The 26,053-nt window shown below is 54.5% G+C and carries 22 protein-coding genes; 8 read left to right on the forward strand and 14 right to left on the reverse strand.

Features of this window, described 5'->3' with window-relative positions:
- Positions 1 to 10 precede the first annotated feature (10 nt).
- From bamA to rpsB, 9 genes are all read right to left on the reverse strand, one after another.
- On the reverse strand, positions 11 to 2,440 hold the full coding sequence (gene bamA, locus ACMYSN_RS10410) for an outer membrane protein assembly factor BamA (RefSeq protein ID WP_462497933.1): 2,430 nt from the start codon (positions 2,438 to 2,440) through the stop codon (positions 11 to 13).
- A gap of 31 nt (positions 2,441 to 2,471) precedes the next feature.
- Positions 2,472 to 3,824: a sigma E protease regulator RseP gene (rseP, locus tag ACMYSN_RS10415; RefSeq protein ID WP_462497934.1), complete on the reverse strand. Its 1,353-nt coding sequence runs from the start codon at positions 3,822 to 3,824 to the stop codon at positions 2,472 to 2,474.
- An 11-nt stretch (positions 3,825 to 3,835) separates the two neighbouring features.
- Positions 3,836 to 4,693: a phosphatidate cytidylyltransferase gene (gene cdsA, locus ACMYSN_RS10420; RefSeq protein WP_462497935.1), complete on the reverse strand. Its 858-nt coding sequence runs from the start codon at positions 4,691 to 4,693 to the stop codon at positions 3,836 to 3,838.
- A 12-nt stretch (positions 4,694 to 4,705) separates the two neighbouring features.
- Complete coding sequence (gene ispU / locus ACMYSN_RS10425) at positions 4,706 to 5,464, reverse strand: undecaprenyl diphosphate synthase family protein (RefSeq protein WP_462497936.1); 759 nt, start codon at positions 5,462 to 5,464, stop codon at positions 4,706 to 4,708.
- A gap of 251 nt (positions 5,465 to 5,715) precedes the next feature.
- Positions 5,716 to 6,918: a 1-deoxy-D-xylulose-5-phosphate reductoisomerase gene (gene ispC, locus ACMYSN_RS10430; RefSeq protein WP_462497937.1), complete on the reverse strand. Its 1,203-nt coding sequence runs from the start codon at positions 6,916 to 6,918 to the stop codon at positions 5,716 to 5,718.
- A gap of 228 nt (positions 6,919 to 7,146) precedes the next feature.
- Positions 7,147 to 7,704, reverse strand: coding sequence for a ribosome recycling factor (gene frr / locus ACMYSN_RS10435; RefSeq protein WP_004858114.1), 558 nt, complete (start codon positions 7,702 to 7,704; stop codon positions 7,147 to 7,149).
- A 150-nt stretch (positions 7,705 to 7,854) separates the two neighbouring features.
- Entirely contained in the window at positions 7,855 to 8,580 is a 726-nt protein-coding gene (pyrH, locus tag ACMYSN_RS10440; protein ID WP_123757412.1) for a UMP kinase, read from the reverse strand.
- A 146-nt stretch (positions 8,581 to 8,726) separates the two neighbouring features.
- Positions 8,727 to 9,578 (reverse strand): translation elongation factor Ts, encoded by an 852-nt coding sequence (gene tsf, locus ACMYSN_RS10445; RefSeq protein ID WP_123757413.1) that lies wholly within the window; start codon positions 9,576 to 9,578, stop codon positions 8,727 to 8,729.
- Positions 9,579 to 9,698: 120 nt separating this feature from the next.
- Positions 9,699 to 10,424, reverse strand: a complete 726-nt coding sequence (gene rpsB / locus ACMYSN_RS10450) for a 30S ribosomal protein S2 (protein WP_100682499.1) — start codon at positions 10,422 to 10,424, stop codon at positions 9,699 to 9,701.
- Positions 10,425 to 10,749: 325 nt separating this feature from the next.
- On the opposite strand from rpsB, the gene map reads away from it, so the two are divergent.
- From map to ACMYSN_RS10470, 4 genes are all read left to right on the forward strand, one after another.
- Positions 10,750 to 11,544, forward strand: coding sequence for a type I methionyl aminopeptidase (gene map, locus ACMYSN_RS10455; RefSeq protein WP_123757414.1), 795 nt, complete (start codon positions 10,750 to 10,752; stop codon positions 11,542 to 11,544).
- A gap of 272 nt (positions 11,545 to 11,816) precedes the next feature.
- Positions 11,817 to 14,480, forward strand: a complete 2,664-nt coding sequence (gene glnD, locus ACMYSN_RS10460) for a bifunctional uridylyltransferase/uridylyl-removing protein GlnD (protein ID WP_462497938.1) — start codon at positions 11,817 to 11,819, stop codon at positions 14,478 to 14,480.
- 34 nt (positions 14,481 to 14,514) lie between these two features.
- Positions 14,515 to 15,339 carry a 2,3,4,5-tetrahydropyridine-2,6-dicarboxylate N-succinyltransferase gene (dapD, locus tag ACMYSN_RS10465; RefSeq protein ID WP_004872026.1) on the forward strand — a complete coding sequence of 275 codons (825 nt, stop codon included), beginning with the start codon at positions 14,515 to 14,517 and terminating at the stop codon, positions 15,337 to 15,339.
- 111 nt (positions 15,340 to 15,450) lie between these two features.
- Positions 15,451 to 15,840: a DUF3461 family protein gene (locus ACMYSN_RS10470; RefSeq protein ID WP_004858100.1), complete on the forward strand. Its 390-nt coding sequence runs from the start codon at positions 15,451 to 15,453 to the stop codon at positions 15,838 to 15,840.
- A 68-nt stretch (positions 15,841 to 15,908) separates the two neighbouring features.
- Here ACMYSN_RS10470 and cdaR read toward each other — a convergent pair whose 3' ends face one another.
- From cdaR to dgt, 3 genes are all read right to left on the reverse strand, one after another.
- Entirely contained in the window at positions 15,909 to 17,066 is a 1,158-nt protein-coding gene (gene cdaR, locus ACMYSN_RS10475) for a CdaR family transcriptional regulator (RefSeq protein WP_462497939.1), read from the reverse strand.
- 189 nt (positions 17,067 to 17,255) lie between these two features.
- Positions 17,256 to 18,695: a serine endoprotease DegP gene (degP, locus tag ACMYSN_RS10480; RefSeq protein ID WP_123757417.1), complete on the reverse strand. Its 1,440-nt coding sequence runs from the start codon at positions 18,693 to 18,695 to the stop codon at positions 17,256 to 17,258.
- A 134-nt stretch (positions 18,696 to 18,829) separates the two neighbouring features.
- Entirely contained in the window at positions 18,830 to 20,344 is a 1,515-nt protein-coding gene (gene dgt, locus ACMYSN_RS10485; RefSeq protein WP_462497940.1) for a deoxyguanosinetriphosphate triphosphohydrolase, read from the reverse strand.
- Between the two features lie 84 nt (positions 20,345 to 20,428).
- Here dgt and mtnN point away from each other — a divergent pair, with 84 nt between their 5' ends.
- The 3 genes from mtnN (at position 20,429) to ACMYSN_RS10500 (ending at position 22,674) form a co-directional block, all read left to right on the forward strand.
- On the forward strand, positions 20,429 to 21,127 hold the full coding sequence (gene mtnN / locus ACMYSN_RS10490) for a 5'-methylthioadenosine/S-adenosylhomocysteine nucleosidase (protein WP_462497941.1): 699 nt from the start codon (positions 20,429 to 20,431) through the stop codon (positions 21,125 to 21,127).
- Positions 21,120 to 21,920, forward strand: coding sequence for a cobalamin-binding protein (gene btuF / locus ACMYSN_RS10495; RefSeq protein ID WP_462497942.1), 801 nt, complete (start codon positions 21,120 to 21,122; stop codon positions 21,918 to 21,920). Before mtnN ends, btuF begins: the two co-directional genes overlap by 8 nt.
- A 130-nt stretch (positions 21,921 to 22,050) precedes the next feature.
- The gene (locus ACMYSN_RS10500) at positions 22,051 to 22,674 is read left to right on the forward strand and encodes a TRIC cation channel family protein (protein ID WP_462497943.1); all 624 of its coding nucleotides are present in this window, start codon (positions 22,051 to 22,053) and stop codon (positions 22,672 to 22,674) included.
- A gap of 70 nt (positions 22,675 to 22,744) precedes the next feature.
- On the opposite strand, the gene erpA is transcribed toward ACMYSN_RS10500, so the two are convergent.
- Entirely contained in the window at positions 22,745 to 23,089 is a 345-nt protein-coding gene (gene erpA, locus ACMYSN_RS10505; protein ID WP_123757422.1) for an iron-sulfur cluster insertion protein ErpA, read from the reverse strand.
- An 81-nt stretch (positions 23,090 to 23,170) separates the two neighbouring features.
- Positions 23,171 to 24,589, reverse strand: coding sequence for a ClC family H(+)/Cl(-) exchange transporter (gene clcA, locus ACMYSN_RS10510; protein ID WP_462497944.1), 1,419 nt, complete (start codon positions 24,587 to 24,589; stop codon positions 23,171 to 23,173).
- Positions 24,590 to 24,767: 178 nt separating this feature from the next.
- Here clcA and hemL point away from each other — a divergent pair, with 178 nt between their 5' ends.
- Positions 24,768 to 26,048: a glutamate-1-semialdehyde 2,1-aminomutase gene (gene hemL / locus ACMYSN_RS10515; protein ID WP_462497945.1), complete on the forward strand. Its 1,281-nt coding sequence runs from the start codon at positions 24,768 to 24,770 to the stop codon at positions 26,046 to 26,048.
- Positions 26,049 to 26,053 lie beyond the last annotated feature (5 nt).

Here is a 26,053-nt window from a genome sequence, read left to right on the forward strand (position 1 = left end):
CTGCCGACAATTACCAGGTTTTACCAATGTTAAACTGGAACTGCTCGGCCTTGTCTCCATCGTACTTTTTGAACGGTTGGGCGTAGGAGAAGACCAACGGCCCCAACGGCGACATCCACTGTACCGCAATACCGGCGGACATACGGATGTTGCTCGGGTCACCGTAATCCGGATAACCCGCATAAGCGCTTGAATCCCAGTGTGTATCCCACACGGTACCCATATCCCAGAAGAACGAGGTACGGACCGAGTTAGCATATTTATCACTGATAAACGGTGTCGGGGTGATCAGCTCAAGACTGGCCACGGCCATGGCGTTACCGCCCACCGCATCATCCGATTTACACGGCGCAGATTCAGTGCTCTTACAGTTGCTGTCATAGTTGTCATCGTCATCATGACGATTGCTGGCCGGGAAATATACCGCTTTCGGGCCAATGGTGTTCGACTGGAACCCACGTACGGTGCTTGAACCACCGGCGTAGAAGTTCTCGTAGAACGGCATTTCTTTACCGCCAATACCGTCGCCATAACCGAAGCGAGTACGTCCCAGAACAACCCACTTGTGGTCGTTATCGATCGGCACGTAGGTCGCGGTATCCAGCGTGGCTTTGTAGTATTCGTTATCAGAACCTGGAATGGTTACTTTACCATTCAGGTTGACTCGCGAACCTTCCGTCGGGAAGAAGCCACGGTCGAGTTTGTTATAGGTCCACCCGTAGTTGAAGGTGAAGTCGTTCGCGCTGAATGAGTTGTTATCATCCGTCGTGCCCGGGTTCTGACCCATTGAGTTCAGGTAACGCCACATCGACACCTGCGGTTGCATGTTGGACAAGGAGTTATGGACATAACCCAGGCCTGCACGCAGGGTGTTGTATTCGTTAACCGGGAAGCCCAGCGTGATGTCTGTACCATAGCTTTTGTTGGTATAGTCAGACAGGTCCGCATCGTTCGCGTCGAAGTCGTTATAGAAGATACGACCACCGAGACTCACGCCATCCACGGTGAAATACGGGTTGGTTACCGACAGTTCAGTATAGGTCTGATAATCGTTTTTGGTGCCGTTAATTCCAACGGAATAGCCGGTACCTAACCAGTTGTCCTGCTGAACGCCAGCCTGGAAGCTTACGCCACTTTCCGTACCGTAACCGATACCGAAGTTGAAGCTACCGGTGTTACGTTCTTTGACCTTATAGACAACATCAACCTGATCCGGGCTACCTGGTACGCGCTGCGTATCGGTATCTACCGTTTCAAAGTAGCCTAAGCGATTCAGACGATCTTTACCCTGATCGACCATATCGCTACCCAGCCAGGCCCCTTCCATCTGACGCATTTCGCGACGCAGAACGGAGTCTTTTGAGGTGTCGTTGCCTTCGAAGCGAATTTTACGCACGTAGTAGCGGTTGCCCGCGTCAACATTGACGTGCAGCTTCACGGTCTTATCGGTGTCGTTGATTTCCGGCTGAGACTGTACGCGCGGATAGGCGTAACCGTAGCGACCGAGGAGTTTCTTAATATCATTCTCCATTTTGGTCACTTTGGCGCCGTTATACAGCTCGCCCGGCTCCACCTTGGTCAAGGCTTCGATTTCCGCCGAATGGCCTGCCAGATCGCCCGTCACCTGCACACCAGAAAGCTTGTACTGCTCGCCTTCTGTAATGTTGACGGTGATGTAGATGCCTTTTTTATCTGGCGTCAGGCTCACCTGCGTGGAATCGATGTTGAAACGTGCGTAACCGCGATCCAGGTAGTAGCTGCGCAGAGTTTCGAGATCCCCTGCCAGTTTCTGTTTCTGGTATTTACGGTCGCCGACCACGTTCCACCACGGTACTTCATCACGCAGTTGGAATGTTGAGATCAGTTCATCGGTGCTGAATGCATGGTTACCGACAATGTTAATCTGCTGGATTTTCGCCGAAACGCCTTCCTGGAACACCAGTTTCAGGTCGACACGGTTACGTGGCAGCGGCGTGACGACAGCTTTTACGCTGGCGCTGTATTTACCGACGCTGTAGTAGAAATCTTCCAGCCCTTTCTCGATATCAGCAAGCGTCGTGCGGTCAAGAGATTCCCCGACACGAACACCGGATGCCTCAAGATTTTGCTTGAGCATGTCATCCTTCACCGACTTGTTACCGGAGAAAGTGATGCTGGCAATCGTTGGGCGCTCTTTCACCTGCACCAACAGGGTATCACCATCGCGCAGGACGCGGACGTCCTCAAAGTTGCCAGTGGCAAACAGAGCACGGATGGTGTTACTGATATCATCATCGGTTACCGTATCGCCAGGACGCACTGGCATACTGAGGAGGGCCGCACCAACAGCGACACGCTGCAAGCCTTCGAAATGAATGTCCTTCACCACGAACCCTTCAGCACCGTATACGGTTGCGCTGCTAAACAGCAGCGACGCTATGAGCAACTTTTTCATCGCCATCGTTATTATGCGTTCTTCCTAACAAACTCTCTTACAACCGAGAGAAATCATTGAAAAGTGCAAGCCCCATTAACAACACCAGCAGTATTGAGCCAATGCGATAACTAAAGTCTTGAACTCGCTCGGATACCGGCCCGCCCTTCAGCTTTTCAATTGCCAAAAACAGCAGGTGCCCCCCGTCCAGGACGGGAAGCGGAAACAGATTGATTATCCCGAGGTTCACGCTAATCAGCGCGAGGAACATCAGATAATAAATCAACCCAAACTCCGCTGACATTCCAGCCCCCTGGGCGATAGAAATCGGCCCGCTGAGGTTGTTCAGTTTGACATCACCGGTTATCAATTTACCCAACATCCTGACCGTCAACGACATCAGTTGCCAGGTTTTATCCGTGGCTTCAGCAATGGCCGCAAACGGCCCATACTGACGCACTGTCTTATATTCATCGGGCAGCGGAATGACCTTTGGTACCACTCCTGCGAACCCTTCAGCCTTACCTTTTGCGGACTTCGTATCAGGCGTCAGCGTAACAGATAAGGGTGCCCCCTGTCGCTCAATGTCCAACACCAGCGCCTTGCCTGGGTTGTCACGCACCAGATTAACAAACGTCATCCACTGCGTTAACGGCTGGCCATCGACTTTAACGATCCTGTCGCCCGCTTGCAAACCAGCCTTCTTCGCAGCCGAATTTGCCTGTACTTCAGCCAGTACCGTATCAATCTGCGCGCTACGAGGCTGAATACCTAACGACGCTACCGGATCTTGTTTATCCGGCTCGAAAGCCCAGTGCCGCAGATCGAGGATTTTATCCTGACGCTGGCTGCTGCCGAAAGGGGCGACCGAAACTATTGTTTGCTCATCGCCAATCTTCGTCACCAGTGCCATACGCACGGCATCCCAATCAGGCGTTTCGATGCCATCTATCGCTTTAAGTTCCGTTCCTTTTGCAATTTGTGCGTGTGCAGCAATCGAATCGGGTACTATTTCTCCAACGACAGGGCGAACGCCGGGGACGCCGATGATGAAGACCAGCCAGTAGGCAAAGATGGCAAAAATGAAGTTGGCGATAGGCCCGGCGGCGATTACTGCCGCCCGCTGACCCACGGTTTTGTTGTTAAACGCGTAGTGGCGCATCTCTGGCGCCACCGGCTCGACGCGTTCGTCGAGCATCTTGACGTAGCCACCGAGTGGGATAAGCGCAATGACGAATTCCGTCCCCTGCTTGTCGCTGCGTCGCCATAACGCTTTACCAAAGCCAATGGAGAAGCGTTCAACGCGGATGCCACAGCGACGAGCCACCCAGAAATGACCAAACTCATGCACGGTAATCAATACGCCCAGCGCAATGATAAAAGCAGCCAAATTCCAGAGTACGCTTAGCATAAAACCTTCCGTCAAATCGTCCTGAAGACCAACAATAGCAGACAGGCGAACACCGGTACCGCCGCCGTCAGGCTGTCGATACGATCCAGTATTCCACCGTGTCCGGGAATCAGATGGCCGCTATCCTTAATGCCGGCCTCTCGCTTAAACATACTCTCTGTCAGGTCACCCAATACTGATGCCAGCGCGGCGACCACAGAACAAATCAGCAGTACCGTTGGGGTTACATCGAGATTTGCCCACAGACCGTAGGCCCAGGAGATCACCGCGGCGGTCACCAGGCCACCGAAGAAGCCCTGCCAGGTTTTTCCCGGAGAGACCTTAGGTGCCAGCTTGTGCTTACCGAACAGCTTGCCAAACATATAGGCACCGGAATCAGCACCCCAGACAAGAATCATCACGTACAGCAGCCACAGTGCGCCGCTGTAGTGGTTATCGGCATAGTGCCATGCGCGTAACGTCAGCATGCCCCAGAAAAAGGGAACGATGGTCAGAATGCCAAAGATCAGGCGCAGAACTTTAGAGTTCCGCCAGAACGCGGCAGATGCCGGGTAAGAGAGCACCAGCAGCAGCGCCACAATCCACCAGCCAAACGATGCCCACAGCGATCCCTCAACCAAAGGCTGATGAACGTCATAGTGGTATTCTGGCATCAGGAAAAGCATCAACGCTAACAGCAGGCCGCAAAGCAGCGCCAGCCAGATGCGTTGTGAGGTAGAAGTGAAACCGCTAAATTGTCCCCACTCCCAGGCAGCGAGCATGCAGACAACCAGCGTGACAATAGCAAAACCCGCCGGCGGCAACAGAAAAAGCGCCGCAATTACCGCAGGAATTAAGACCAAAGCCGATATCAGGCGATACTTCAGCAAAAGTGACCCCCATCAGGCATGATTGCCACCCGGCTCAGTGCCGCCGAAACGACGCTCTCGATTAACAAAGGCATGGAGTGCACCTTCAAAGTCCTGTTCAGCAAAATCGGGCCAAAGAACATCGGTAAAGTAAAGTTCGGCATAGGCAATTTGCCAAATCAAAAAATTACTGATGCGATGCTCTCCCCCGGTCCTAATAACTAAATCTACAGGTGCCAGCTCATGCATACAGACCTGCTGACTCAGCATGTCTTCGGTGATCTGTACGGGCTGAAGTAACCCTTTCTGTACCTGTTCAGCCAGTTGGCGGACACCCTGAGTAATATCCCAGCGCCCACCATAATTCGCTGCAATATTCAGCGTTAAGCCCGTGTTGTTTTCCGTCAACGCTTCCGCTTTGCGGATACGCTCCTGTAGACGGGAATTAAAACGCGTTGTGTCGCCGATGATCCGCAATCGGACGTTGTGCCGGTGCAGACTTTTGACTTCGCTATCCAGTGCCCAGACAAACAGTTCCATCAATGCAGTAACTTCCTGCGCGGGGCGGTTCCAGTTCTCACTGCTGAATGCGTATAGCGTTAACGCTTCAATACCATTGTTCGCCGCGAAAGAAACGGCACGACGAACCGATTTCGCCCCGGCTTTATGGCCGAATGCGCGAATTTTTCCTTGTTGCTTAGCCCAGCGACCGTTGCCATCCATAATAATGGCGACATGGCGGCAGCCATGAGCAAGCGACCCTTCGCTGACAGTGTGATTAGCAGACAACATATATGCGTTTTAAGTCCATAATAAGGATTAGCCAAGCCACTAAACGCAAGCAACAGGTCAGCGCTGTATACGCATTTTTATCCAGTGCCGAAGCTGCAGCTAATCGCAGAGAACAACCAAAAGCTTTACGCAAAAAAGCCGTGTTTTTCCACGGCCACCGCAATCTATTACATCAATATGTAACGATTGGGTGGCGCAGACTATATCACTGAAGCCCAGCGCCCACAAATATCACAGCGTGTCGCTGAGGTTCAGACCCGCGTTATCAGACGTTTAATCTGTTGCTGTGCGGTCACCCTGGCATGGGCGTCGATAGCCAGTACTTCCTCAATGCTTTGAGGCTCATCCAGCGCCAGTTGATCCAGCACGCCCTGGTTGATCGCGGCAATGTCGGTGAAGCGAATCTCTTGCGCCAGGAAGGCAGCGACGGAGATTTCGTTTGCCGCATTCAGCGCCGTGGTTGCCGCCTGACCATGCTCAAATGCATCTATCGCCAGTTTCAGACAGGGGTAACGTCCATAATCCGGCGCGGAAAAGCTCAGGTGACTCAACTGACAGAAATCTAACGCCGGCACACCGGAATTGAGGCGCTCTGGCCACCCCATCGTATGGGCGATAGGCGTGCGCATATCTGGTTCTCCAAGCTGCGCAATAACGCTACCGTCAAGATAACGCACCATAGAATGGATCACGGATTGCGGGTGGATCAGTACTTCCATCTGCCGGGCCGAGGCGTTGAACAACCAGCGGGCTTCGATATATTCCAGCCCCTTGTTCATCATGGTGGCGGAATCCACGGAAATTTTGCGTCCCATTGACCAGTTAGGATGGCGGCAGGCCTGATCCGGCGTCATTGCAGCCAGCTCGGCTATTGCCGTCTCCCGGAAAGGACCACCCGAACCGGTCAGCAGAATCGACGAAACGCCATTCTGCGTTAAATCAGCGTATCCAAGATTATGTTGAACAGTTACCGGCATACTCTGAAAAATAGCGTTATGTTCGCTATCAACGGGCAACAAACGCGCGCCGGACTGCTGCACCGCATCCATAAACAGACGCCCGCAGGTCACCAGCGATTCTTTATTTGCCAGCAGCACCGTTTTACCGGCACGAATTGCCGCCAGCGTCGGCACCAGCCCGGCGGCGCCTACGATCGCTGCCATCACCTGATCGACATGGTCCATCGCCGCAACGTCAGCGGCAGCCTGCTGGCCGCTCAATACTTCAGTCTGGCTGCCGCTTTCACGCAGCCGAATGCGCAACGTATCCGCGCTTTGCGCATCGTCCATGACCGCGTAGCCAGGGGAGAATTCCAGACATTGTTCAACCATGCGGTCGACATTTTTCCCCGCGACCAGCGCGGCGACGGAAAAGCGATCGGGGTTATGGCGCACCACATCCAGCGTGCTGCATCCAATTGAACCGGTCGAACCGAGAACGGTTAATTGCTTCATGAGATGTCCAGAAGAATTGAGACAGGATAAAAAGAAAAACGCCGCCAGCAAGCCCTTGCGCATCAGTAACATGGGAACGGTTTTGCACAAGATCGGCTTTAACAAGCGTCAAAGGCAACCCGTTTAACACAATCCATGCAACTGCGCGTTCGGTCTTCTGTACGGCGTTTCAGACTTGACGACCGCAGCCCATCAGCAGTGATGCGCGGCGGTCGCTTCAGCAGAGAATCAGAACTGCATCAGTTCCGCTTCTTTATCTGCCAGCGCCGCATCAACTTTCTTAATGGCGGCGTCAGTCATTTTCTGCACGTCGTCCTGAGAACGGCGATCGTCATCTTCGCTGATCTCTTTGTCTTTCAGCAGCGCTTTTACTTTGTCGTTGGCATCACGACGAACGTTACGTACTGACACGCGAGCCTGCTCGGCTTCGGCGCGTACGATCTTCGTCAGATCTTTACGACGTTCTTCCGTCAGCGGCGGCAGCGGAACGCGAATGTCGGTACCCGCAGAGCTTGGGTTCAGGCCGAGGTCGGAAGCCATGATGGCTTTCTCAACGGCCGGGCTCATAGAGCGGTCGAACACGTTGATTTTCAGAGTACGTGAGTCTTCTACCGTTACGCTTGCCAGCTGACGCAGCGGCGTCGGCGTGCCGTAGTATTCCACGACGATGCCATCCAGCAGGCTGGGAGAAGCACGACCCGTGCGTATTTTGCTGATTTGGGTTTTGAACGCTTCGACGCATTTTTCCATGCGTACTTCAGCATCTTTTCTGATATCGCTAATCACGTTACGAATCCTTGAAAACTTGTCTCAGACAGACCAGACGGTCGCTCACCGCAAAAGTGAGCTAAGTATAGTCAGGTTTAATGCAAATCACCGGGCAATGCGCCCGCGAAAGTAAAGCGGAATATTACCCGGATTTGGCGCTGACGGGAATTATTCCGTAATCAAAGTGCCTTCTTTTTCGCCCATCACCACGCGACGCAGTGCGCCAGGTTTATTCATGTTGAAGACGCGAATCGGCAATTTGTGGTCACGCGCCAGGGTAAAGGCGGCCAGATCCATAACTTTCAGTTCTTTATCAAGCACTTCGCTGTAGCTCAGTTGCTCGTACATCGTTGCGGTCGGATCTTTGGCCGGGTCAGCGGTAAATACGCCGTCAACTTTGGTGGCTTTCAGCACCACATCGGCTTCAATTTCAATACCGCGCAGGCAGGCTGCAGAGTCGGTAGTGAAGAACGGGTTACCGGTACCCGCAGCCAGGATAACAACGCGGTTGTTACGCAGCAGGCTGATCGCTTCCGCCCAGCTGTAGTTATCACACACGCCATTCAGCGGAATCGCTGACATCAGGCGAGCGTTCACATAGGCGCGATGGAGAGAATCTCGCATTGCAAGGCCGTTCATCACCGTTGCCAGCATGCCCATGTGGTCGCCCACAACGCGGTTCATACCCGCTTTCGCCAGACCAGCACCACGGAACAGGTTACCACCACCAATCACGACGCCGACCTGAATACCCAGTTCAACCAGTTCTTTGATTTCCTGAGCCATACGGTCAAGTATGCTTGCATCAATACCGAAGCCTTCCGAACCCTGCAGAGCTTCGCCACTTAACTTAAGCAGAATACGTTTGTAGACAGGTTTTGCATTGGTAGCCATGTTTCTTTCCTGAGACGGTAACAAGTGAGATGAGTTAATTCTGGCGACATTGTATGTCGCTTTTCAGCACAGCCACTATAAGCATTGCGCTGAATTTACAAAACGGGCACAAAAAGAAGCCGCCCTCAGGCGGCTCCTTGTGAAAATTAAGACTGCTTGGACATCGCAGCAACTTCTGCTGCAAAGTCGGTCTCAACTTTCTCAATGCCTTCGCCCACTTCAAAGCGGATGAAGCCAGTTACGTCAGCGTTGTGCTCTTTCAGCAGCTGAGCAACAGATTTGCTCGGGTCCATTACGAACGGCTGGCCAGTCAGAGAAACTTCGCCGGTGAATTTCTTCATGCGGCCTTCAACCATTTTCTCTGCGATTTCTTTCGGCTTACCAGACTGCATCGCGATGTCCAGCTGAACCTGGTACTCTTTCTCAACGACTTCAGCAGAAACGTCTTCCGGCTTAACGAATTCAGGCTTGCTTGCAGCGATGTGCATTGCCAGCTGTTTAACCAGCTCCTGATCGGCGCCTTTAGCAGCAACCAGAACACCGATACGTGCACCGTGCTGGTATGAACCCAGAACGTCGCCTTCCAGAGCAGAAACGCGACGAATGTTAATGTTCTCACCGATTTTAGCAACCAGCGCAACACGTTCTTCTTCGAACTGTGCTTTCAGAACGTCAACATCAGTGATTTTGCCAGCAACAGCTGCATCCAGAACTTTGTTAGCAAATGCCTGGAAACCACCATCTTTAGCAACGAAGTCAGTCTGGCAGTTAACTTCCAGAATGATGCCGTAGGTGCCATCGATTTTAGTGATGATCACGCCGTCAGCAGCAACGTTGCCTGCTTTCTTCGCCGCTTTGATCGCGCCGGATTTACGCATGTTTTCGATTGCCAGCTCGATGTCGCCGTTAGCTTCAGTCAGCGCTTTTTTGCAATCCATCATGCCTGCGCCAGTACGTTCGCGCAGCTCTTTTACCAGGGATGCGGTAATTTCAGCCATTCTTTAATCCTCGGGAGAGATGACCTGCCCGGTTCGCAGAACCAGACAGGTTTAAAAGTGAAAAAGGGGCCAAATATAGGCCCCTATTTATACACGGTACTAAATAAGGGATAGACCTTATTATTCAGCTTCTACGAAGCTTTCTTCAGCCTGAGAAGCCAGATCCTGAGAACGACCTTCACGCACGGTAGTCGCTACAGCACCCAGGTACAGGCTTACTGCGCGGATTGCGTCGTCGTTACCCGGGATAACGAAGTCTACGCCGTCCGGATCGGAGTTAGTATCAACGATAGCAAATACCGGGATACCCAGGTTGTTTGCTTCTTTGATAGCGATGTGTTCGTGGTCTGCATCGATAACAAACAGTGCGTCCGGCAGGCCGCCCATGTCTTTGATACCGCCCAGGCTGTTTTCCAGCTTGTCCAGCTCACGAGTACGCATCAGCGCTTCTTTCTTGGTCAGCTTCTCGAAAGTACCGTCCTGGGACTGAGTTTCCAGGTCTTTCAGACGTTTGATGGACTGACGAACGGTTTTCCAGTTAGTCAGCATGCCGCCCAACCAGCGATGGTTCACGAAGAACTGGTCGCAGCTGTTAGCAGCTTCTTTTACCGCTTCGCTTGCAGCGCGTTTAGTACCGACGAAAAGGATTTTACCTTTACGTGCAGAGATTTTGTTCAGTTCAGCCAGAGCTTCGTTGAACATCGGTACAGTTTTCTCAAGGTTGATGATGTGAACTTTGTTACGCGCGCCGAAGATGAAAGGCTTCATTTTCGGGTTCCAGTAACGGGTCTGGTGACCAAAGTGAACACCAGCCTTGAGCATGTCGCGCATGGAAACAGTTGCCATGTTTAAAACCTCTATAGATAAAGTTGGGGTTATGCCTCCACGTATCCCATATTACCGACCCCAAAGGGCACCCCGGAATATGTGCCGATACGTGTGTGTTATTTACACAAAATGAGATTTGTCGCTTCAGTCCATCCTGTGTAGTTCGAATGGAACGGAAGTCCGGCGCGCTTTATACCACAAAACCCGACCGGACACCAACTCTTGTTGACGTCACGTGCTGTTAATGATTCTCAATTTGGCACCAGGTCGCCCGGACTGTTAACATTGACAGGACTTACTCTATTATTGTCGAAAAAATCGGCGCAGCTGGACAGAATCCACCATGGCTATATCTATTAAAACACCTGAAGACATCGAAAAAATGCGCGTGGCCGGCCGCCTGGCCGCTGAAGTGCTGGAAATGATCGAACCTTACGTGAAACCGGGCGTCAGCACCGGCGAACTGGACCGTATCTGTAACGATTATATCGTCAACAACCAGCAAGCAATCTCAGCCTGCCTCGGCTACCACGGCTACCCGAAATCCGTGTGCATCTCTATTAATGAGGTCGTTTGTCACGGCATCCCTGATGACGAAAAACTGCTGAAAGACGGCGACATCGTCAACATTGATGTGACGGTGATTAAGGATGAATTCCACGGCGATACCTCGAAGATGTTTATCGTCGGCAAACCGACTATCCTCGGCGAGCGCCTGTGCCGCATCACCCAGGAAAGCCTGTATCTGGCCCTGAAGATGGTCAAGCCGGGAATCAACCTGCGCGCAATTGGCGCCGCTATCCAGAAATTCGTTGAAGCCGAAGGTTTCTCGGTCGTACGCGAATACTGCGGTCACGGCATCGGCCGCGGCTTCCATGAAGAGCCGCAGGTGCTGCACTACGACTCCCCGGAAACCAACGTGGTGCTCAAACCTGGCATGACCTTCACCATCGAGCCAATGGTCAACGCCGGCAAAAAAGAGATCCGCAGCATGAAAGACGGCTGGACGGTGAAAACCAAAGACCGGAGCTTGTCTGCGCAGTACGAGCATACTATTGTGGTGACAGAGAACGGCTGTGAGATTCTGACATTACGCAAGGATGACACCATCCCGGCGATAATCTCACACGACGCATAACGAAAAGCCGGCGCCCGCCGGCTTTTTTATGACAGGCGTCCGGCCGTCACCCTTCGGGCCGCCGCAGGCGACGTTAAAAATCGCTCCCGGCGTTTATTATGACGGGCGTCCTGCCCGTCACCCTTCGGGCCGCCGCAAGCGACGTTAAAAATCGCTCCCGGCGTTTATTATGACGGGCGTCCTGCCCGTCACCCTTCGGGCCGCCGCAAGCGACGTTAAAAATCGCTCCCGGCGATTTTTTATGGGCGATAGTTTTTTCATATGGTGACGCAATGAGCAACCCTTTACCTGACACTGTCTCCCCTCCCCTTTCCGGTCAGCCGGCGAATCCCGGCAGTTGGCCACAGGCGGATTTACACTGTGCCGCCATCAAGGCACACCTTGATAGCTTCCAGCGCTGGCTGGGCGCAGCGTTTGATAGCGGCATCGCCGCCGAACAGCTGATCGAAGCGCGGACCGAATTTATCGATCAGTTGCTTCAGCGGCTGTGGGTTGATTACGGCTTTGGCCCGGTCAACGACCTGGCGCTGGTAGCGGTTGGCGGATACGGTCGTGGCGAACTGCATCCGCTCTCCGACGTCGACCTTCTGATCCTCAGCCGCAAAAAACTCGCCGATGACCAGGCGCAGAAAGTGGGTGAACTGCTGACGCTGCTGTGGGACATCAAGCTGGAGGTCGGTCACAGCGTCCGTACGCTGGAAGAGTGTCTTCTCGAAGGGCTATCCGACCTCAGCGTCGCCACCAACCTGATTGAATCACGCCTGCTGATCGGCGACGTCGCCCTGTTCCTGGAACTCCAGAAACATATCTTCAGCGATGGCTTCTGGCCTTCAGAGAAGTTCTTTGCCGCCAAGGTCGAAGAGCAGCAGATCCGCCACCAGCGTTATCATGGCACCAGCTATAACCTCGAGCCGGATGTGAAAAGCAGCCCCGGCGGGCTGCGCGATATTCACACCCTGCAGTGGGTTGCCCGTCGCCACTTTGGCGCCACCTCGCTGGATGAAATGGTCGGTTTCGGCTTTATCACTGAAGCGGAGCGCAACGAGCTTAACGAATGCCTGCACCAGCTCTGGCGGATCCGGTTTGCTCTGCACCTGGAGCTCACCCGCTACGACAACCGTCTGCTGTTTGACCGCCAGCTCAGCGTGGCCCGTCGTCTGCGCTACGAAGGCGAGGGAAACCAGCCGATCGAGTACATGATGAAGGATTTCTTCCGCGTCACCCGACGGGTCGGCGAGCTGAATCACATGTTGCTCCAGCTGTTCGATGAAGCCATCCTCGCCCTCACGGAAGATGAAAAGCCGCGGCCTATTGATGATGATTTCCAGTTGCGCGGCACGCTCATCGATCTGCGCGACGATACGTTGTTTATCCGTGAACCGCAGGCCATCCTGCGCATGTTCTATATTATGGTGCGAAACAGCAACATCACCGGGATCTACTCCACGACCCTGCGCCATCTGCGCCACGCCCGACGCCACCTGACCCAGCCTCTGTGCTATATCCCGGAAGCGCGCAGCATTTTCCTCAGTATGTTGCGCCATCAGGGCGCGGTCAGCCGCGGGCTGTTGCCGATGCACCGCCACAGCGTGCTGTGGGCCTACATGCCGCAGTGGTCGCATATTGTCGGCCAGATGCAGTTTGACCTGTTCCATGCCTATACCGTCGATGAGCATACGATCCGCGTGCTGCTGAAGCTGGAAAGCTTCGCCAAAGAAGAGACCCGCAGTCGTCACCCGCTGTGCGTCGAGCTGTGGCCTCGCCTGACCCACCCGGAACTGATTCTGATTGCGGCGCTGTTCCATGACATTGCCAAAGGCCGGGGGGGCGATCACTCGGTGCTCGGCGCGCAGGACGTGCTGAAATTTGCCGAGCTGCACGGGCTCAACTCCAGAGAGACCCAACTGGTCGCCTGGCTGGTGCGCCATCATCTTCTGATGTCGGTCACCGCGCAGCGCCGCGATATTCAGGATCCCGAAGTCATCAAGCAGTTCGCCGAAGAGGTGCAGACGGAAAACCGCCTGCGCTACCTGGTGTGCCTGACCGTCGCCGATATCTGTGCAACCAACGAAACCCTGTGGAACAGCTGGAAACAGAGCCTGCTGCGCGAGCTTTACTTCGCGACGGAAAAACAGCTACGTCGGGGTATGCAAAGCACGCCGGATATGCGCGAACGGGTTCGCCACCATCAACTACAGGCGCTGGCGCTCCTGCGGATGGAAAACATTAACGAAGAGGCGCTGCATCAAATCTGGAACCGCTGTCGCGCCAACTACTTCGTTCGCCATACGCCAAACCAGCTCGCCTGGCACGCCCGCAATTTGCTCAAGCACGATCTCAGTAAACCGATGATCCTGCTCAGCTCGCAGGCAACCCGCGGCGGGACAGAGATCTTTATCTGGAGCCCGGACCGGCCTTATCTTTTCGCCGCCGTCTGTGGCGAACTGGATCGCCGCAACCTGAGCGTCCATGATGCGCAGGTCTTTACCACCCGTGACGGGATGGCGATGGACACCTTTATCGTCCTGGAACCGGACGGTAGCCCGCTTTCTGCCGATCGCCATGAGATGATTCGGCTTGGCCTCGAGCAGACCATCACCCAACGCAGCTGGCAGCCACCGGCGCCACGCCGACAGGCTGCAAAACTGCGTCATTTCTCCGTGGCCACCGAAGTCAATTTCTTACCAACGCACACCGACAGAAAATCGTTCCTTGAACTGATTGCCCTCGATCAGCCCGGACTGCTGGCGCGCGTCGGTCAGGTGTTCGCTGACCTCAATATTTCACTCCATGGGGCCAGAATTACGACAATTGGTGAGCGAGTAGAAGATTTATTTATAATCGCGACGGCAGACCGGCGTGGGCTTAATAATGAGCTACAACAAGAAGTACAACAACGGTTGACAGAGGCCCTCAATCCAAACGATAAAGGGTGACGAACTTTTAATGTGTAAAGAGAAAGAGTAAACAATGCAGCAATTACAGAATGTTATTGAGTCCGCCTTTGAGCGTCGCGCCGACATCACGCCGGCAAATGTGGATACCGTAACCCGCGAAGCGGTTAACCAGGTGATTTCTCTGCTTGATTCCGGCGCGCTGCGTGTCGCTGAAAAGATCGATGGCCAGTGGGTCACCCATCAATGGCTGAAGAAAGCGGTTCTGCTCTCTTTCCGTATTAACGATAACCAGGTTATCGACGGTGCGGAAAGCCGCTACTTCGATAAAGTACCGATGAAATTCGCTGACTACGACGAAGCGCGTTTCCAGAAAGAAGGTTTCCGCGTGGTACCACCGGCCGCGGTACGTCAGGGTGCATTCATTGCCCGCAACACCGTTCTGATGCCGTCCTACGTTAACATCGGCGCCTACGTTGATGAAGGCTCCATGGTTGATACCTGGGCGACGGTCGGTTCCTGCGCGCAAATTGGTAAAAACGTTCACCTGTCCGGCGGCGTCGGCATCGGTGGTGTTCTGGAGCCGCTGCAGGCTAACCCGACCATCATCGAAGATAACTGCTTCATCGGCGCACGCTCTGAAGTGGTTGAAGGCGTCATCGTCGAAGAAGGCTCCGTTATCTCCATGGGCGTATACCTGGGCCAGAGCACCAAAATTTACGACCGCGAAACCGGCGAAGTGTTCTACGGTCGCGTTCCGGCGGGTTCCGTAGTGGTTTCCGGCAACCTGCCGTCGAAAGATGGCAAATACAGCCTGTACTGCGCGGTGATTGTGAAGAAAGTCGATGCGAAGACCCGCGGTAAGGTCGGCATCAACGAACTGCTGCGTACCATCGACTAAGCAAGTCGTTTAAAAAGCGGGGGCAACCCCGCTTTTTTTGTATCTGCCGCTGGCGAAAAGACATTTTATCGTTAATTATTCAAAGGTTATGTTTAATTCAAGGATACCGCTATGTACGACAATCTGAAAAGTTTGGGCATTACCAATCCTGATGAAATCGATCGTTACAGCCTCCGGCAAGAAGCCAACAACGACATTCTGAAAATCTATTTTCAGAAGGACAAAGGCGAATTCTTCGCTAAAAGCGTTAAGTTTAAATACCCGCGTCAGCGTAAAACCGTAGTCGCCGATGGCGTCGGCCAGGGGTATAAAGAAGTCCAGGAAATCAGCCCGAACCTGCGCTATGTGATTGATGAGCTGGACCAGATCTGCCAGCGCGATCGCACCGAAGTCGATCTTAAACGCAAGATCCTCGACGATCTACGTCATCTGGAAAGCGTCGTTACCCATAAGATCAGCGAAATTGAAGCCGATCTGGAAAAACTGACCCGCAACAAATAACGCCCTTTCTCTCCCCGGCCGGTCATGCCCGCCGGGGCAATTCCAACGACAGCCGGGCAGATTATTGTCTAGCGCTGCTCATCCAGCTGCAGCGAAATATACAGCAGCAGACGGTCGTCGAAGTTTCCCAAATCCAGTCCGGTCAACTCCGAAATACGGTTCAGCCGATATTCCAGGGTATTGCGATGAATAAATAGCGCCTTTGAGGTAGCCAGCGGCTGCACGTTATGGCGAAACCACGCCTGCAGCGTCCGACGCAGTAAGCCGTTATTATCCATCGCCTTCAGCCGGACCAGCGGACGGGCCAGCTCATTGGCCTGCCAGCCACCGCGCAGACTATCGAGCAACACCGGCAGCATCAGATCCTGGTAAAAATAGCTGCGGCTTTCAGGCATCCGCTGCTTGCCGACCATCATGGTGGTGCGGGCGGTACGGTACGACCGGGCAATACTCCCGGGGCCGGTGAAAAAGTTACCCAGCGCAACGCGAAACCGCAGCTGCCCGTTCTCTTTCATCCTGGCGATAAGCTGCTCAACCCGCTTGCCATGCTCGTCAGCGTCCCAGCGGCCAAAAGCATTGAGCGCCGGCTTGAGAACGACCATCTCCGTCAAAGAGACGATAGCGACCAGATTGTTACGATCGGGGGTGGTCAACGCGGTCTGGAGCTGCTGCAGTTCGGCCATAGCGCTGTCGACGCCGAGCTGGCCGCTGTCCACTTCAATCATCGCGACAACCCGCGGCTGGTTCAGATCGATCCCTAAACGCTGGGCCCACTCCGTTAGCGCCGGTGTATTCTCTTCCGCCTGAATCAGGTTCATCACCAGTTCTTCACGCAGACGACTATCCTGCGCCAGCAGGTGCATCAGCCGTGACTGCTCGAGCATCATCTCGGCGGTCATGCACACCAGCTCGCCATACTTACGCAGCGTTTCGGGTTCGCCGGTCAGGCCAATAACGCCGACAATCTCCCCTTCCAGGCGCAAAGGCAGGTTAATCCCCTGACGGACGCCGTGCAGATGGCGGGCAACCGCATCATCGATATCCACCACTCGGCCCTGAGAGAGCACCAGCAGCGCGCCTTCGTGCAATTCCCCAATTCGCTCACGATCGCCGCTGCCGATAATCCGCCCACGGGCATCCATTACGTTGATATTGGTATCAATGATGCGCATCGTGCGTGCCACAATATCCTGCGCCATTTTGGTATCAAGATGCCAGCCAGCCATGTAACCCTCCCGTAAGCAGGGCACCAGCATAAAAGAGTTCAGTGTGCGTCGCATTGTGCATATGCATAAAGCAGGACGGAGAAGTGTGGAGTTGCGGGTGGGGTCACAGAATGAAAACGCAGGGTAAATCCGGGCAAAAAAAAGCCCCTTCCCTCAACGAGGAGAAGGGGCCGATTTCACGGTGAGCGATTACTGCATCAGCAGATAAATCGTCGCGTCGCCACGTTGGATATTCAGCGCCAGCACCGAAGGTTTGGCATCGAAGATTTTGCGCAGGTCTGCAATATTTTTCACCGGCTGCTGGTTAGCGCCGACGATAATGTCACCTTTCTTGAGGCCAATTTGTGCCGCCGGAGTCCCCGCCTTCACGTTATTGACCGTCACACCTTTATCCTGACCTTTGTTGCTCATCTCCGCACCTTCAATACCGTTGAAGATGCTGCTGGAGTCAACCTGAGTCTGGTTGCTCTGCTGCAGCTCGACGGTGACGTTCACCGGCTTGCCATCGCGTACCAGGCCCAGCTGGACTTTGCTACCAATCGGCATCGTACCGACCTGAGCACGCAGCGCGGCAAAGCTGCTGATCGGTTTACCGTTCAGCGAGGTAATCACATCACCCGCTTTAATGCCGGCTTTCGCTGCCGCAGACCCTGGCATTACCTGGCTGACGAACGCCCCGCGCTGGGCGTCAACTTTCATCGCTTTCGCCAGTTCAGAGTTCAGCTCGGTGCCCATGATACCCAGCTCACCGCGTTTCACCTGGCCATACTTGACCATCTGTTCGGTCAGGTTTTTCACCATGTTGCTCGGGATGGCAAAACCGATACCGATGTTGCCGCCATCCGGCGCCAGGATCGCGGTGTTAATGCCGATCAGCTCGCCGTTCAGGTTAACCAGCGCCCCACCGGAGTTACCACGGTTGATGGCGGCATCAGTCTGGATAAAGTTTTCGTAGTTTTCGACGTTAAGTCCGCTACGACCCAGTGCAGAAACGATACCCGATGTCACCGTTTCACCGAGGCCAAACGGGTTACCGATCGCGACGGTGTAATCACCCACGCGCAGCGCATCGGAGTCCGCCAGCTTGATCGCCGTCAGCTCTTTCGGATCCTGAATCTGGATCAGCGCGATATCGGAACGCGGATCTTTACCAACGACTTTCGCATCAAACTTACGGCCATCACTCAGCTGTACCTTGATGGTGGTGGCGTTGTCGACAACGTGGTTGTTGGTCACGACGTAGCCTTTCGCTGCGTCGATAATAACCCCGGAACCTAACGCCATAAATTTCTGCTGCTGACCACCGTCACCCTGCGCTCCGCCGCCCTGTGCGCCACCCTGACAGAATGGTGAGCTCTGGAACGGCGAACCATCCTGGCAGAACGGCGAGTTATCGCCGAAGAACTGCTGGAAGTTACGCGGCATCCGCGGGGTATTTACCGTCGTGCTGCCCTCAACATTAATGCTCACAACTGACGGCATTACCTTTTCCAGCATAGGCGCCAGACTCGGCATCTGCTGCGCGTTGGGGGCTGAAGAGGACGTTTCTGCCGCGCTCGCAGAGAGCGGGGATAACGCCAGACCTAAACTCAGAGCCAGTGCACTCATTGCTAACGTGGTTTTTTTCATCATGTCTCAATCTCGATTTTGGATAACGCAATTGCTATGTAAGTGACTATCAGAGTCATTTTATCGCGCTAAGTTCCGGAATTAAGCTTCGGCAAAAAGTAAAAATTTATTGTCCGTCTTTACAAAACTTGTACCTATTCTACCGCCATTAAGCGACGATATTCATCCCACGCATACAAGTCCGTCATGCCGCTGATATAGTCCTGAATCAGCCGGCAGCGATAATAATATTCCATTATCGGAAACGCCTCATCATCGCGAGAAATCTTATTCACCGCCTCAACATAGGCCAGCCGATGACGTGTCGAAAGTTTCTGGAACAAGCGCGAAGCAATGGGGAAAATTCTTACCCGCTCTTTTTCCACTAATAAACTAAAGTCTTCCAGTGACAAATTGAGTAACGGTGCATAGATATCCAGAAGACCGCTAATAACACGATAACCCTGTAATTCCAGCTGTTCGACATCCTGATGACTAAATACATGTTTTATCGCGACGTTTTTATATAATTCCAGCAGTTGACTACAGTCGCTATCATCTTCAAGCAGCGCATGATTAAAATCACCGGTAAAGATCTTCGGCAAATTATCGATAAACCGCCGCGCCGCATACGGCACCAGTTTATTCAACGTATTGACCCGCAAATACATAAAGAACTGATCTTCAGTGCTCCGACTGAGGGAATTCGAGCGCGATTTCTCCCACGCATTTTCGACCACCTGCGAAAACAGCGAACCTTTTTCATGCTGGCCCCAGGCATCGTACAACAGCTGATAAAGCTGCTCGACGCTGAAAATTCGTTTTTCTACCGCATCTTCGAGATCGGCCACACAATATGAAATATCGTCCGCGGCCTCCATAATCCATGTCAATGGAAAACGATTGTAAGGCGCCAGATCAAGTTCTTTACGTAACCGCGCAATATAGCCCTCTTCGGCTAAATAATAACCAGGTTTTTTCATTAAATAACTGTGGCTGTCGGGCAGTTCACCGCGCCACCAGGCCGGGCGCGTGTACTTTAAAATGCAGCCAACCTGCGCCCAGGTCAGATTCATACGCATCAGCGTATGGACCAAACGAATACCCTGGGCGTTTCCCTCAAACCAGCACAGATCCTGGCGAACCTTGCTCCGCAGCGTATTCAGCTGCGTCTGCCCCGCCTGCAAACGCAGCGCTTCAACCGTGCAACGATCCTGCGCTAACGGTTCTCCCGCCGCGTCATCGGGCACAAGCCGCTGTCCGAACCAGTCATTAATTGCCGCCTCGCCAAAATGGCCAAACGGCGGGTTGCCGATGTCGTGCATGAGACAGGCCATCTCGACGACGCTCTCAAACGGCCCGGTCAGCTCATCCAGCCCGTAGCTTTCCAGCAGGTGCTGCTCTTTCAGCCGACTAAGGATCTCTTTGGCGATATAGCGGCCAACCTGCTGAACTTCAAGGGAGTGGGTTAAACGAGTGCGCACCGCCGCATTACGTTCCAGCGGAAAAACCTGCGTTTTTTGCTGCAGACGGCGGATCGCCGGCGAGTTAATAATCCGCCCGCGGTCGCTTTCGAAAATGCGCAGAATTTCACGTTCCGTTTCGACGCCCTGTGGTGAGCGGTAGCGCCGACGCCAGTTAATCTTGTTGCGAAAATCAATTTTTGCCATGGCCTCTCCCGCGCGAGCAATAACGTTTCCTTCTGAGTGCATGATAGACTATGCAACTAAACCTGACACATCGCGAGTAAATCTATGAAAATCGGCATTATTGGCGCTATGGAAGAAGAAGTTACCCTTCTGCGCGACAAAATCGAAAACCGCCAGACCCTGACGCTGGGCGGCAGCGAAATCTACACCGGTCAACTGAACGGCACCGATGTTGCCCTGTTAAAATCAGGAATTGGCAAAGTGGCGGCCGCCATGGGTGCCGCACTGCTGCTGGAGATTTGTAAGCCGGACGTAATCATCAACACCGGTTCTGCTGGCGGCCTCGCGCCAACGCTAAAAGTGGGCGATATCGTCATCTCCGACGAAACCCGCTACCACGATGCCGACGTCACCGCATTTGGCTATGAATATGGCCAGCTGCCGGGCTGCCCGGCCGGCTTCAAAGCCGACGATAAGCTCATCACCGCCGCGCAAACCTGCATCGAAGCATTGAATCTTAACGCGGTACGCGGCCTGATCGTCAGCGGCGACGCCTTCATTAACGGTTCCGTCGGGCTGGCGAAAATTCGTCATAACTTCCCGCAGGCCGTCGCGGTCGAGATGGAAGCCACCGCCATTGCGCATGTCTGCCATAACTTCGGCGTACCCTTTGTGGTCGTGCGTGCCATTTCCGATGTCGCCGACCAGCAGTCCCATCTGAGCTTCGATGAGTTCCTGGCCGTCGCCGCGAAACAGTCCACCCTAATGGTGGAAAAGCTGGTGCAGAATCTGGCACGTGGCTAAGTCGCTCACCCTGGCGCTTAGCGCCCTGCTGTTGCTTATCCCGGCGTGGCTCCTCGCCGCGCCGCGGGTCATCACGCTATCACCGTCCAATACCGAGCTGGCCTTTGCTGCCGGGATCACCCCGGTTGCCGTCAGCAGCTATTCCGATTATCCGCCGCAGGCCAGCGCTATCGAACAGGTCGCCAGCTGGCAGGGAATGAATCTGGAACGGATCGTCGCGCTGAAACCCGATCTGGTTCTCGCCTGGCGCGGTGGCAACGCGGAGCGGCAGGTGAATCAACTGCAGGCGTTAGGCATCAAAGTGCTGTGGGTCAATACCTCGACGATCGAAGAGATAATCGTGACGATCCGCCAGCTGGCGCAGTGGAGCCCGCAGCCGGAAAAAGCCCGTGAAGCCGCCCGGCAAATGCAGGACGACTACGAGGCCCTCAAAACGCGCTACGCCAACACGCCGAAGAAGCGCGTCTTCATGCAGTTTGGCTCCAACCCGCTGTTTACCAGCAGCCGGGGCTCCATTCAGGATCAGGTCCTGACCCTCTGCGGTGGTGAGAATATTTTCGCCTCCAGTACCGTCCCCTGGCCACAGGTCAGTCGCGAACAGGTTCTGGCAAGGCAGCCCCAGGCGATTGTCATCGCCGGTGACGACAGCCGTCTCCCCGACGTAGAGCGTTACTGGCATAATCAGTTAAAAATTACCCCAATTGCCGTGCATGGCGACTGGTTTGAACGCGCAAGCCCGCGTATTATCCTCGCCGCTAAACAGCTCTGCACTGCGCTCGAACAGGTCAAATAGCACCGTTTACGCAGTACAACAGCGTCATCCCGGCAGCGTTACGCCTTATCGGTTCGGTAGGCGGACGCCGCCGGATTCACCATGATGAATAAAATAGCCTAAGGAACCGGGCGCGAAACGAGAACTGACGATGCTTGTCTATTGGCTGGATATTATTGGCACCGCCGTATTTGCAATCTCGGGCGTACTGCTGGCAGGTAAACTCCGTATGGACCCTTTTGGCGTACTGGTGCTTGGCGTGGTGACCGCCGTGGGTGGCGGAACGATTCGTGATATGGCCCTCGCCAACGGCCCGGTATTCTGGGTCAAAGACCCCACCGACCTGGTGGTCGCTATGGTCACCAGCATGATGACTATTTTGCTGGTCCGTCAGCCTCGCCGCCTGCCGAAATGGATCCTACCGGTGCATGATGCCGTTGGCCTGGCGGTATTTGTGGGCATTGGCGTGAATAAAGCCTTTCTGGCGCATAGCGGACCGCTGGTGGCGATCTGTATGGGTGTCGTGACCGGCGTGGGCGGCGGGATCATTCGCGACGTGCTGGCTCGCGAAATTCCCTTGATTCTACGTACGGAAATCTACGCCACGGCCTGCATTGCTGGTGGGATCGTTCACGCTATAGCTTATGATACGTTTCATGTTCCGCTGGAAAACGCGGCGATGATGGGGATGGGCGTCACGCTGATCATTCGCCTTGCGGCTATCCGCTGGCACCTGAAGCTGCCGACATTTGCTCTCGACGAGAACGGACGATAAACGCGAACTTTCTCCCCCGGCAGCAACCTGTGCCGGGGCGAGAATCAGACGCCGGGATCAGACGCCGGGATCAGACGCTGAATGAAGACCCGCAGCCGCAGGTGCTCTTCGCATTCGGGTTGGTCACGATAAACCGCGAACCTTCCAGACCTTCAGTGTAATCGACGGCGCCGCCGACCAGATACTGCAGGCTCATCGGATCGACCACCAGGCCAACGCCCTGTTTTTCAATGGTCATATCACCTTCGTTAACCTGATCGTCAAAGGTGAAGCCGTACTGGAAACCACTGCAACCGCCACCGGTGATATAAACACGCAGTTTCAGGTTCGGGTTGTCTTCATCGGCAATCAGGAATTTTACTTTTTTGGCTGCGGCTTCAGTAAACTCCAGCGGCAACGCGATGTCATCACTCATTTTATGCTCCCATTGATACTTCTGGTCGGTTAAAGAATAACCCGACCTTTTGAGCCATTATCTAATACCCTGGTAAATCGTTCAAGTATTCTCCCCGGCAACCTGCTGCGCTTTCGCCGCTTGCTCCGCAGCCTGCTTTGCCAGAGTTCGTTCAAGGATAGTGGAATACAAAGGCTTACCACCAAGGAATTGCGCCAGTAGTGTTGCGCCAAGACAGGTAATAATCATTGGCAAAATGAGCTGATAGTTATCCGTCATCTCCAGCACCAGCACGATGCCGGTCAGCGGCGCACGAATGGAAGCCGCCAGCAGCGCGCCCATACCGGCAATCGCAAAGGTGCCGGCATCCAGATGATAGGCCGGCAGCAGCGGCGTAACCGCCATACCGAAGGCCGTTCCCAGCAGAGTTCCCAACGCCAGCATCGGCGCAAAAATACCGCCAGGAGCGCCGGAGGAGAAGCAGAGTAACGTGGTAATCACACGGGCAACAAAGATAAATAACAGCAGTCCAACGGAGAAATTACCCGCCGCGGCGATAGGAATCAGGTTAAATCCGCCTCCCGACGCCGCCGGCTGAATCAGCCCGAGCACGCCACACAGTCCACCGATAGCCCCACCGATCAGCACCCACTTTTTCGTGTCGCCGCCATGGAAACGCTGGAACATATCCTGGGTACTCAACACCAGACGGTTAAACAGCGGCCCGATGCAGCCAAAAATCATCCCCAGAATCAGGTACAGCCACAGGGTATTGACCGGCGCATCACTCAGCTTGCCGACTTCGATGAGCGCCGACTCGCCATTAAACACCCGAAATACGATGCTCGACATAATCACGCCGGTAAAGACGGCTTTAATCGAAATCAGGTTATAGCGGAACTGCGGGCGCATCTCTTCAATAATGAACAGGATCCCCGCCAGCGGCGCGTTAAAGGCGGCGGACAAACCTGCCGCAGCCCCGGTTGCCAGCAGCGTATGGCGAGCTTCGGGACTGCGCATGCGGAAGATATCCAGCACCATTCGCCCGACGTTACCGCCCAGCTGCACCGTCGGCCCTTCGCGACCCAGAACCATCCCGGCGCCCAGGGTCCCCATGCCGCCGATAAATTTAACCGGCAGCACGCGCCACCAGCGGACCGGACGCAGCTCTTCCAGCGCCCCTTCGATCTCCGGGATCCCGGAGCCTCCCGCTTCCGGCGCGAAACGCCGCACCAGGAAATAGCCGACCATGGCCAACAGCGCCGAAAAAATAAAGGCCAGCGGCCAAATCAGGAACCAGCGATCGGCAACCTGCACCAGGGTACCGATACGCATGTTCTGCACCCAGGTGACGCTCTTTTCAAACGCGACCCCCACCAGCCCTGCCAGGGTTCCGACCACCGCGGCCATCAATAATACGGCCAGCGGCGTTTTGTCACGCTGAACTAATCGACGGACCATATCGCCACGACGCAAGCGCACGATTTGTTTTGCTTCAAAAGTTGAGGCTGCTAGTTTCATACTCTTATCGTCAATAGTCATACAAATACGAGGTGGATATTTTAGCCTTCCGCACGTCCCGCGTCGCGGAAAAATTTCATCGGCTGCGCTTTGTTTCAATTGGGCAAAACTTTCATAACTATCCTGGAATAACTTAGAATAACCAGCAAAACATTTATCACGAACCAGGATCATCGCAATGAGCAAATCTGAAACACTCTATAGCGCCGCACGTGAACTCATCCCCGGCGGCGTTAACTCGCCGGTACGCGCCTTTAGCGGCGTTGGTGGCACCCCGCTGTTTATCGAACGCGCTGACGGCGCCAGACTGTATGATGTCGATGGTAAAGCTTATATCGATTATGTCGGTTCCTGGGGACCAATGGTGCTGGGCCACAACCATCCGGCGATTCGCAACGCGGTAATTGAAGCGGCAGAACGCGGTCTGAGCTTCGGCGCCCCGACCGAGATGGAAGTCAAAATGGCGGAGCTGGTGACGGAACTGGTCCCGACCATGGATATGGTGCGTATGGTGAACTCCGGCACCGAAGCGACAATGAGCGCCATTCGCCTGGCCCGCGGTTTTACCGGCCGCGATAAGATCATCAAATTTGAAGGCTGCTACCACGGCCACGCCGACTGCCTGCTGGTTAAAGCGGGATCTGGCGCCCTGACGCTGGGTCAGCCGAACTCTCCGGGCGTACCGGCCGATTTCGCCAAACATACCCTGACCTGCACCTACAACGATCTGGCATCCGTGCGTGCAGCGTTCGAGCAGTATCCGCAAGAGATCGCCTGCATTATCGTGGAGCCGGTTGCCGGTAACATGAACTGCATCCCGCCGCTGCCTGAGTTCCTGCCTGGTCTGCGCGCGCTGTGCGATGAATTTGGCGCGCTGTTGATTATCGATGAAGTGATGACCGGTTTCCGCGTCGCGCTGGCGGGAGCGCAGTCGCACTATAACGTGGTGCCGGACCTGACCTGCCTGGGCAAAATCATCGGTGGCGGCATGCCGGTCGGCGCATTTGGCGGCCGTCGCGATGTTATGGATGCCCTGGCCCCGACCGGTCCGGTTTATCAGGCCGGGACCCTCTCCGGTAACCCAATTGCCATGGCCGCCGGCTTTGCCTGCTTAAGCGAAGTGGCACAGCCGGGCGTTCACGAAACGCTGACGGATTTGACCAACCAGCTGGCTCAGGGACTGCTGGATGCGGCTCGCGACGCGGGTATTCCGCTGGTGGTCAATAACGTAGGCGGGATGTTCGGCATCTTCTTCACCGATGCCGAAACGGTCACCAGCTATCAGGATGTGCTGAAATGCGACGTTGAGCGCTTTAAGCGTTTCTTCCATCTGATGCTGGAAGAAGGGGTCTATCTGGCGCCATCGGCGTTTGAAGCGGGCTTTATGTCCGTGGCTCACAGCGTCGAAGATATCAACGATACCATCGCCGCCGCACGCCGCGCCTTCGCGCAGCTGTAATGGCG

This window comes from Klebsiella sp. R445 (assembly GCF_051131755.1).
GTDB lineage: Bacteria > Pseudomonadota > Gammaproteobacteria > Enterobacterales > Enterobacteriaceae > Klebsiella > Klebsiella lignicola.

Coding starts and splice junctions, on each gene's coding strand:
- tsf (WP_123757413.1), bottom strand. CDS start 9,578: ATGGCTGAAATTACCGCATCCCTGGTAAAAGAGCTGCGCGAACGTACT.
- erpA (WP_123757422.1), bottom strand. CDS start 23,089: ATGAGTGATGACATCGCGTTGCCGCTGGAGTTTACTGAAGCCGCAGCC.
- hemL (WP_462497945.1), top strand. CDS start 24,768: ATGAGCAAATCTGAAACACTCTATAGCGCCGCACGTGAACTCATCCCC.
- map (WP_123757414.1), top strand. CDS start 10,750: ATGGCTATATCTATTAAAACACCTGAAGACATCGAAAAAATGCGCGTG.
- glnD (WP_462497938.1), top strand. CDS start 11,817: ATGAGCAACCCTTTACCTGACACTGTCTCCCCTCCCCTTTCCGGTCAG.
- ACMYSN_RS10500 (WP_462497943.1), top strand. CDS start 22,051: ATGCTTGTCTATTGGCTGGATATTATTGGCACCGCCGTATTTGCAATC.
- dapD (WP_004872026.1), top strand. CDS start 14,515: ATGCAGCAATTACAGAATGTTATTGAGTCCGCCTTTGAGCGTCGCGCC.
- clcA (WP_462497944.1), bottom strand. CDS start 24,589: ATGAAACTAGCAGCCTCAACTTTTGAAGCAAAACAAATCGTGCGCTTG.
- cdaR (WP_462497939.1), bottom strand. CDS start 17,066: ATGGCTGGCTGGCATCTTGATACCAAAATGGCGCAGGATATTGTGGCA.
- pyrH (WP_123757412.1), bottom strand. CDS start 8,580: ATGGCTACCAATGCAAAACCTGTCTACAAACGTATTCTGCTTAAGTTA.
- degP (WP_123757417.1), bottom strand. CDS start 18,695: ATGAAAAAAACCACGTTAGCAATGAGTGCACTGGCTCTGAGTTTAGGT.
- dgt (WP_462497940.1), bottom strand. CDS start 20,344: ATGGCAAAAATTGATTTTCGCAACAAGATTAACTGGCGTCGGCGCTAC.
- bamA (WP_462497933.1), bottom strand. CDS start 2,440: ATGGCGATGAAAAAGTTGCTCATAGCGTCGCTGCTGTTTAGCAGCGCA.
- mtnN (WP_462497941.1), top strand. CDS start 20,429: ATGAAAATCGGCATTATTGGCGCTATGGAAGAAGAAGTTACCCTTCTG.
- rseP (WP_462497934.1), bottom strand. CDS start 3,824: ATGCTAAGCGTACTCTGGAATTTGGCTGCTTTTATCATTGCGCTGGGC.
- ACMYSN_RS10470 (WP_004858100.1), top strand. CDS start 15,451: ATGTACGACAATCTGAAAAGTTTGGGCATTACCAATCCTGATGAAATC.
- ispC (WP_462497937.1), bottom strand. CDS start 6,918: ATGAAGCAATTAACCGTTCTCGGTTCGACCGGTTCAATTGGATGCAGC.
- rpsB (WP_100682499.1), bottom strand. CDS start 10,424: ATGGCAACTGTTTCCATGCGCGACATGCTCAAGGCTGGTGTTCACTTT.
- ispU (WP_462497936.1), bottom strand. CDS start 5,464: ATGTTGTCTGCTAATCACACTGTCAGCGAAGGGTCGCTTGCTCATGGC.